Raw genomic sequence first — 9,280 nt, forward strand, 5'->3', positions numbered from 1 at the left:
AAGGTTCCCCGCCCTTGAGAAAGCCCATCGCGATGAATCAGTCCAAGGATGTTGCTCGACTGGGGAAGGCCGGCCCCCCGAAACCGTGGCGCCCTGACGCGGCCGGTCAGCCGCGATTTCGGCAGCGAGGACGGCGGCAGCGCCCTCTCCGGCGCGACCGCTGCGATCACTTCCCTGCCAACCGCTCGAGCGCGCGTTCGAGCGCTGCCCGGCAAGCCGGCCACGCCTTTGCCAGCGCATCCATGCCGCCTTCGGCCACGATCCGTTCGGCGTCGGCGCATGCGTCGCTGGCTTCGGTATCGCCCACCAGCGCGAAACCGCCCCGCAGCGAATGAAGCTCGATCCTGACCGAATCGGCTTCGCCGTTCGACAACGCATCGTCAATCGTCGCCAGCGAATGCAGCGTCGACGCATGCAGCTTGCCGCGAATCTCGGCGGTCATCACCGGCGGCGCGCCGTGCACCGCCCTCGCATCGCTGCGCGCACGCCGATCCGCGTGCCGCCTCAGCACCGCGTCGAGCGCGGCCATCGACAGCGGCTTCAGCACGACTTCCGCCGCGCCGACCCGCTCGCAGCGCCGGTAGTCCTCTTCGGTCGCATGGGCGGTCATGGCGATCACCGGCACGCCCGACTGCTGCTCGCGCAGGAAATTCGTCAGCGCGTAGCCATCCATCTCCGGCATGCCGAGGTCGGTCAGCACGACGTCGAAAGTCTGCTCGAAGAATGCCCGCATCGCCTCCGCGCCGTTGGCGACGATCGTCGCGTCGTACCGCAGCGCTTCGAGCTGGTCGCGCAGCAGCGCGCGGCTCGCCGGATGATCCTCGGCGACGAGCACGCGCAGCGCAACGTCGTCGTCGGCCTCCGGCTCGGGTTCGTGGTCGGCCTCGGCGTCCTGCTCGGGCAGATCGTCCCGCCATCCCGGCGGCGCTTCCGGCAGCGGCAGCATCGCGGTGAACGTCGAACCCTCGCCGGCGCGGCTGTCGGCGCTCAGCTCGCCGCCCATCAGCGTGACGATATGGCGGCACAGCGGCAGCCCGAGGCCGGTTCCGCCGAAGCGCCGGTACATGGACGCATCGGCCTGGATGTAGACGTCGAACAACGACGACATGCCGTCGGCCGGAATGCCGATGCCCGTATCGGCGACGCGTATTTCGATCCCGTGCCGGCCTGCGTCGTCCCGCGCCGGCCGCGCGTCGATCGTCACGCTGCCGCGCTCCGTGAACTTGATCGCGTTGCTGACCAGGTTCGAGACGAGCTGGCGCAGCCGGGTCGGATCGCCGACGTAGCCGTCGTCCAGCTCCACCGACATCCGGCACGCGAGCGTCAGCCCCTTCGCATCGGCAAGCGGCCTGAAGATCGCCGCGACGTCGCGCAGCAAGTCGCGCACGTCGAACGGGATGTGCTCCAGCATCATCTGGTGCGATTCCGCCTTCGAGAGATCGAGCACGTCGTTGATGGTGCTCAGCAACGCGTCCGACGACGACACGATCGTCTTCAGCCGCCGCCGCTGCGACGACGGCAGCGGCTCGCGCTCCATCAGTTCCAGGTTGCCGACGATCGCATTGAGCGGCGTGCGGATCTCGTGGCTCATCGTCGCGAGAAACGTCGACTTCGCCTTGTTCGCGTCTTCCGCCGCCGCGCGCGCCTCGCGCAGCTTGTCTTCCGCCAGCTTGCGCGCCGTGATGTCGGTCAGCGTGCAGAGCAGCACGTCGGCGCCGCGAAACCGGGTTCGGACGATGCTCGCCACGAGATGGCGCGTGTCGTGGCCGGGATGGTCGACCGCCAGTTCGTGCTGCATGACGATGCGCGACTGGCCTGCGCCGGCGTGACGCTCGCGATACGCGCGCCAGATCCGCTTGCCGAGCGGCACGCCCGGCGCCGCGTTCTCATAGGCAAGCATCGCGTCGTTGCGCACCATCGTCTCGCCGTCGGCCACCGACAGCAGCATGATGCCGGCCGGCGCGGTGCGGATCAGCGCCCGATTGAGCGCCTCGCTTTCGATCAGGCGGATCGCACGCCGGTTGGCCGGGCGCAGCGCGCGCCGGTCGAACATCACGATCGCCAACCACAGCAGCGCGATCGCGGCGAACGCCGTCCCGAGCGTGGCGCTCACGCGCACAAAGGTGGCTTTCGCCACGCTGCGCCACGAGAAAGCCGTCATCATGACGAGCTCGGAATCCGGCAAGCGCCCGCTGACGACGAAGTTCGTGCCGACCCGGCGCACGAACACGTGATCGCCGAACGGCGCGCGCGCATCGCTCAGCCCGCGTTCGAGCGTCGCCCGGTCGCGAATCTGCCCGAACCGGACATTCCCGCGCACATCGACGACCATCGTTTCCTCGTCGCTCGATTGCGGCGCCATGATGTCGTCGAGATTGAACGGGCCGTTGAAGACGATCCATCCGAACGGTCGGCCATTCGCGTCGTCGAGCCGTCTGACGAACCGTATGACCGTGCGCCCGACCACCGGATCGAAGCGCCGGTCCATCGTGAAGCTGCCGAAATAGCCGATCCCGCTTTTGTTCGTCACGGAGCCCGTCGGCATCAATCCGGCAATCAGCTGCGGCAGGCCGCCGTCGGCCTGAAGCCCGCGCGCATGTGCGACGAGCTCACGTCCAATCATGACGAGCAGCCGCTGATCGATTCCGATCACGTAGCCGCCGACCGGTTCGGCGGCGACGGCCGGCGGCGGCGGCAGCCCGTCGGGATCCAGCTGAGCGATCACCGTCGCGAGATAGCGTGCGTATGACGCGGCGGGACGATCCGCGGCGATCTCGGCCAGCGCGAGCAACGGCTCCCCGCCGTTGCGGTTGCGCCAGACCAGCTTGCCGTGCCCGTCCTCGAATGCCCGGAACGTCTCGGGCGGCAACTCGACACCGCGGCTCCACAGACGCTCCAGCCTGTTCCCGTAGGTCGTCATCATCCGGTCGGCCGACTGCAGGTTCGCGTTGAACACGGTCTCGCGCTGCAGAAAAGCCGTGCGTGCCCGCTCGAGGTGATCCAGCACATCGAGCCGTACGACGAGCGCCGCGCACACCAGGATGAAGGCCGTGACCGCCGCGCCGCCGCCATACAGCAAGGTCTGCTGCTGGCGCCGAACCCGGCCCGGTTCGAATGGCTTGCTGCCTGCCGCGGCCAGGTGCGCGACGAGTCGTTTCAGTTTTGCGGGCATAGGATTCGTTGTGGGGTGGCCCCGGCATGAACACGACGACTTCCGGAAACCGCCGGCCTGCCCCACCGCGCATTCCGGCCGCACTCATGCCGCCAGGTTCCGCACCGCGGCCAACCCGGCCGCGGGCGCCGACCGGCGGTTACGCGTCGTGCCCGGGCTGTTTGTGCGCGCCCGGCGCGTCGGACGCCGGCGTATCCGGGAGCTTGCCCTCGCCCGCATAGCGGATCAGGTCCGCGTCGCGCACGATGCCGAGTTTCTTCATCGCGCTCGATTTCTGCGAGCTGATGGTCTGCTTGCTGCGATGCAGCTGCGTGGCAATCTCGCCGACCGTATAGCCGGCGCCATACAGCCGGACCACTTCGATCTCGCGCGTCGTCAACGGACGCGCGACCGGAGCCGCCTCCGTATCGTCCAGCAGCTTCTTGATGAAAGGCGACAGATAGTTCGCGCCCACGTACGCGGCATGCACGGCGCCGACCAGGTGCGAAATCGCATCCGACTTGCTCAGGATGCAGCCGACGCCCTGTATCCGGATCGCGCGCAGCACATTCGGATTGTCGATCATCGTGATCGTCACCAGATGCAGCGCAGGGTAGCGGCGCTGCAGAAACGACAGCAACGCCAGCCCGTCGCCATACTTGCCGCCCGGCATCACGTAGTCGAGCACGAGAACGTCGCTCGGATTCTCGTCAAGCGCGGCCACCAGATCGGTCGAATTCGCCACGGTGCCCACCAGCTTGACGGTGCTGCTGCCGGCCAGCGCCTGCGACATCCCGAGCGAGGACGCAGGATGGTCATCCGCCACCATCACACGTACAAAGAATTCATCCATCGTATCCGTTCTCCCCGGAGCTTTCGATCATGCGCCCAACTGCCGGAATCGGCAGGGTGCAACGAATCGCACGACATCACGTCGACGAAGCACTACGTTTTGTACATCGGACGACGATGCGCGACGTAATTTTAAGATAAATGACGCCGGACTTAGCGTTTGCATCGACAGGGATACGCGAGCGGCCCCCCAATTACCCCGTGAGCCGCGATCGACGCGTCGAGCATGCGTGCCGAAGCGTGCGGCATCCTGCCATGACTGGATGGTCAGGTCGATGGCTGCCGGCAAGATCGCCGCACGCCGGCTACGCGAATGCATTGCGGCGCGGTCACGCCCGCCTCGGTCGTGATCGTCTTTCGTCACCCCGATACAATCGCCCCGATCGCGAGATTCGCGGCGCGCCGTGACGCGATGCCGCGTCGTCGCGCATGTCACACCGATCAGGCGCGCCGCATCATTGCCGGATCGCGTCTTCGCCCACCGCTTCCTGGTCGCCGTCGGCGACCTGCTTCCACTCTCTGATCACCCGCCGCCGCTGTAGCGGCGACATGATCAGGTATTCGTTCATCCTCAGGAGAAAGTCCTTTCTGGATTTCTCGGGAAGCGTCGCGAAGCCGAGTAGCAGTGCGACGACTTTCGTCATATGGCGCACGGCCCTGCCCTCCTTTTTATATAAAAACATGCCGGGCGCGAAGCGAACCGGCACCTGCCATTTATCGGACATGCGCCCCGGATACGCGCATGCGGTGCATCACGCCAGGCTGCCACGCGTCGCACGCGCGATATCCCGATCTCGTTTTCCCTCACCCTCTTCCGTCGCGTGCCCGCCGCCGCGACACGCGTGCCAGCACCGCGCGCAAATGCGCGAGCGTCACCGGCTTGGCCAGCACCTTCTCGACCCCGGCCGCCGCGTAACGCCGCGACTCGTCCGGCGCGAGATGCGAGGTCACGGCCACCACATCGCACGAGAACCCGAGATCGCGCACCGTTTCGGCCAGCGCACAGGCGCGCATGTCCGGTAAATCGGCGGCCAGCAGAAGCACGTCCCACGTATCGGCAGCCAATGCGTCGAGCGCGCTTTTCGCGCACCCGACCACGCGGACCGTGCAACCCAGCGCATCGAGCTGCTCGCGGAAAATCGAACCATTGACGGTATCGTCGTCGGCCAGCAGCACGCGCAACGGGCCTTGCCCGCGTATCGCGGGTGGCCCGCTCGCCCGCCGGCGACCGGCGGAGGACGCGGCTTCCGCCATCGCCTGCGTCAACGCGCCCCGCAGGCCGCCGAGCCAATAGCCGGACACGCGAATCGTCCTGCCGGCGTCGTAGGGCTGCAGCGGCCCGTCCGGTGTCGCGAGCACGATCGGCGCGCGTTCGGACGCGCTGTTGGCGAGATGGTCGAGCTCCTCGCGCGGCCAGGCCGTCGAGTCGCCGATCAGCACGACCACCGAGGCCCGCGCATAGCATTCGGCCGGCGTACGTGTCGGTCGGTCGCGCACGTCAACGTCGAATCCCCACGCGCTCAGATGCGGCAGCGCAAGGTTGCGCCATTCATCCTGTGCCGCGATCAACAGCAGCGGACAACCGCCGAACGCGCTGCCCTGATCGATCGGCGCCGCGTGCATGCCCAGCGGCAGGCGCACCGTGAAGCAACTGCCGGCCTCCTGCGTGCTCGTGACCGAGATCCAGCCGCCCATCGCGCTCACGAGCCGATCGCACAGCGCGAGCCCAAGCCCGGTGCCGCCGAACTCACGCGTGATCGACGCGTCGACTTGCGAAAACGCCTTGAAAAGCTTGTGCCGGGACGCGTCGGCGATGCCGATGCCGGTATCCTCGACCTTCATCACGAGATCGCTGCCGCCGCGCCGGGTCCGGATGACCGATGCCCGCACCGTGACGCACCCGTCGCTGGTGAACTTGATCGCGTTGTTCAACAGATTGCCGAGCACCTGGGCCAGCCGCGTCGGATCGCCCCGCATCCGCTGCGTGCTGCTCATGTCGATTTCGCAGAACAACGGCAGGCCCTTCGCTTTCGCAATCGGCGCGAATGCGCCGAGCTCGCGCGCGATCACCGCGGCCACGTCGAATTCGATCGACTCGACCGTCATCGCGCCGGCTTCGATCTTCGAGAAATCGAGAATGTCGTTGACGAGCGTCAGCAGGCCCGACGACGACGTGCTCAGCGTCTCCACCCGGCTACGCTGCGACGCGTCGAGCGCCGAGCGATCGAGCAGTTCCAGGTTGCCGAGAATGACGTTGAGCGGCGTGCGGATCTCGTGGCTCATCGCGGCCAGGAACGACGACTTCGCCGCGTTCGCCGAATCCGCCGCACGCACGGCCTCTTCGAGCTTGCGCACCAGTTGCTGCTGCGCGGTCACGTCGACCACCGCCGCGAGCAGCACTTCTTCACCCTGGTACCGCGCGCCCCGCGCAATGACCTCCAGATGCAGCCGCGCGTTATCCGGCCCGGTCAGCGGAAGCTCGAACTGCATCGAACCATCGGACGCGTCCGCGCTCGACGCCTCGAAGCGCTCGGCGACCTGCGCGGACAGCGCGCCGCGATCGCCGCCGAAGTGCGTGACCATCTCCCCCAGCGCCCCGCTGGCGAACATCAACCGTCGATCGGAACGGGCAATCAGGCCGAGGCCGATCGGCGCCATCTCGATCACGTTGCGGCACAGTTCCTCGCTGTCGAACACGCGTTGCGAACGCGAATAGACCGGCACCAGCGTGCGCCGGTGGAACCGCACCAGCAGCACCCACATGACCGCCAGGGCCAGCAGCGTCGCGGCGACGAGCGTGCCCGCCTGCCACGCGACGCCCGCCGCGATGGCGGTCCACGACGTGGCGTAGGCGAGGATCCAGCCGGTCGAGTCGAGCCTGCCGCGAAACACCACGAAGCCGTCGCGAAACACCGGGCCGTCCGATTTCGACGCATCGTGCGGCACATCCAGCGCGAGCAGACGTTCGCGCTGCGCGCGGTCCGCGCCGGCATCGCGATCCATCGCCACGAGCCGGTTATCGGGCGTGGCGATGAAGAAGATCCCGTCCGACGCATGCTCGTCGGACTGCCACGACAACAGGTATTCCGGCGCGTATTCGGTCACGAGGACGGCGAACGGCTCGCCGTCCGCATACGCCTGCGCGGCGAGCCTGATCCGGGTCTGCCCCGCGACGGGGCCGTCGTACGGCGGCAGCCAGCGCACGCGGGGCCGTTCGCCCGCGGCGGGGGGCCGTTCGTCGCCGAAATCGATCCGCAGCGCATCCAGCGCGCGCGCGCGCCGCTCGGGCGTCGCAAGCGCCGGCCAACCCTCGTTCGAGGTGGGCACGAGACCGAACACGCCGGTGCGGGTGCTGTAGTGGTACCCCTCGAGCAGCCGGCCGCGATTGATCGAACTTGCCGCGCAGATGCGCGCCAGCAGCACCGACAACGCGAGATAGCGCGCGACCTCCGCGCGGTTGCCGGTCTGCCCCGGCACCCCCACCACCAGCGACGGGTAGGGCTTGATCACGATCCGCTGTTCATTGTCGAAGAAGGCGTCGACGATGCTGTCCGGCGCATGCGCGAGGTCCTGCCAGATCAACTGCGTATTGGCCACGCCGTTGCGGAATGACGTCTCGCTCACGGTGATCTCGTCGAGCGTCTCTTTCTTGCCGTTCAGGAAATTGCGGCGCGCGGCTTCGACGTGCCCGTAGACGATCGATGCCATCCCGAGCGCGCAGGCGATCAGGATCAGGACCGTGACGACGATTCCGCCGCCGAACATCGAGATGCTCTGATACCGGCGAATGGACTGAAGTGGGCTGGACGGCATGATGCGAAACGACAATGCGCGGGACCCGAAAACCGTGCGGGTTTTCGGGTCGGGGCATTCGTCGCGATGGCGGTGCTCGAGAAATGGGATGTCCCGATCATGCCAAACGGCCCATCAAAAATCAGTCACTCGCTATCCATTTAGTACATGTCTGGTCTGTATGGATATGATTATTGAACTTGACCGAAAATTTCGCGATAAAAGCGGGCCATCGAGGCTTCCGGACAGATGCCGGAACGCCGTGTACGCCCGCACAGGCCGGCATGCGCGACCGGGTCACCCTCGGGCATGCCGGGGCAATGGCCGCCGGCGCCAACCGGCGGTGCGGTCGGTGTACCCGAAGAGGCTGCGCGATCGCGGCGCCACATCGAGACGATGCGTCCGCCCGGCGCGGACCGGCCGGCGATGCGATGGAACGACGCCCGCCGTTCAGCGCGGTGATGCGGGCGTCAGGAGGGACAACGCGCGCCGGTCGTGTGACAGGCGCGAACAGGCGGGCGGACGACGACGCCCGCATCGACCGGCGGGCGTGTCGACGGCGCGTGCCGCCCGGTGCATCAGTTGACCTGCAGCTGACCGCCGCGGCCGAGGCCGCCCTTCACGTCCTGCGCCTTGTAGCTGCGCAGCGCAACGACCATCTTGTTGTACGCGTCGATGAACGCGACCACCGTCGCCTTGCCTTCCGGCGTCGACGAGAAGCCCGCGAGCGCCCCGCCCACGCCGCCGCCGAAACCGCCCAGCGCCGCGCCGTAGTTGGTCGCCGTCGAGCTGCCTTCCGACGCCGCGATCTGCACCGCCGAGCGCACGTCGAACAGCGTCAGCGTCACGACCGACGCCTTCGTCTGCAGGTGGCCGGCCACCGCCGCCACCGCGCTGTTGCCGATCAGCCCGCCGATCATGCTGCCGATCCCGCCGATCGGCGAATCGTTGATCACGATCTGCGGTTCCATGTAGTAGTCCGCCGCCACTCGCTGGCCCTTCTGCTGCTTCGAGCCCGCGCGGTATTCGCCCGAGCTGCGCTGCAGCTGCGTGATGCGCGACAGGCGCGCGTCGCTCTTCTGGTTGCCGATCGACGTGATCACGAAACAGTTCGACTGCTGGACCGCCAGGCGCAGCAGCGGGTCGATCGTCGTCATCTTCGTCGCGCTGCCGAACGGGCCCCACCAGTCGGCGTTGCGGCCGTCGTCGACGGCGATCGTGCCCAGCGGCGACGCGCAGCGCTGCAGCCCCGAATCGGCGCCCGCGCTCGCGCCGCCCGCCGCGGCACCCGTCACGCCGGCGTTCTGGCCGCCGGGCGTCACCATGCCGCCGCAGCCCGCGACGGACGCGCAAAGCGCTGCGACCAGCGCACCTTGGGTAAGACGATGGGAAAGGTTGGTCTTCATGTCGTTATCGATCGATAGAGTCGTTGTTCGGCTTATGTGTTCGTGCGATCTTCGATAAGCCCCCCGGTGTGGCGCGCGA

5 protein-coding genes are annotated in these 9,280 nt (G+C 67.6%); all 5 read right to left on the bottom strand.

What is annotated here, in order from left to right; genetic code table 11:
- Positions 1 to 166: 166 nt before the first annotated feature.
- The 5 genes from BFF94_RS29330 to BFF94_RS29350 all read right to left on the bottom strand — a co-directional run bounded on the left by BFF94_RS29330 (position 167) and on the right by BFF94_RS29350 (position 9,201).
- Complete coding sequence (locus BFF94_RS29330; RefSeq protein WP_128848256.1) at positions 167 to 3,172, bottom strand: hybrid sensor histidine kinase/response regulator; 3,006 nt, start codon at positions 3,170 to 3,172, stop codon at positions 167 to 169.
- 139 nt (positions 3,173 to 3,311) lie between these two features.
- On the bottom strand, positions 3,312 to 4,004 hold the full coding sequence (locus tag BFF94_RS29335) for a response regulator (protein WP_219140122.1): 693 nt from the start codon (positions 4,002 to 4,004) through the stop codon (positions 3,312 to 3,314).
- A 454-nt stretch (positions 4,005 to 4,458) separates the two neighbouring features.
- The gene (locus BFF94_RS29340) at positions 4,459 to 4,656 is read right to left on the bottom strand and encodes a hypothetical protein (RefSeq protein WP_128848298.1); all 198 of its coding nucleotides are present in this window, start codon (positions 4,654 to 4,656) and stop codon (positions 4,459 to 4,461) included.
- Positions 4,657 to 4,807: 151 nt separating this feature from the next.
- Positions 4,808 to 7,816 (bottom strand): ATP-binding protein, encoded by a 3,009-nt coding sequence (locus tag BFF94_RS29345; protein WP_219140123.1) that lies wholly within the window; start codon positions 7,814 to 7,816, stop codon positions 4,808 to 4,810.
- 557 nt (positions 7,817 to 8,373) lie between these two features.
- Complete coding sequence (locus tag BFF94_RS29350; protein ID WP_219140124.1) at positions 8,374 to 9,201, bottom strand: penicillin-binding protein activator LpoB; 828 nt, start codon at positions 9,199 to 9,201, stop codon at positions 8,374 to 8,376.
- Between the last annotated feature and the right edge of the window lie 79 nt (positions 9,202 to 9,280).

Source organism: Burkholderia catarinensis (genome assembly GCF_001883705.2).
Classification (GTDB): domain Bacteria; phylum Pseudomonadota; class Gammaproteobacteria; order Burkholderiales; family Burkholderiaceae; genus Burkholderia; species Burkholderia catarinensis.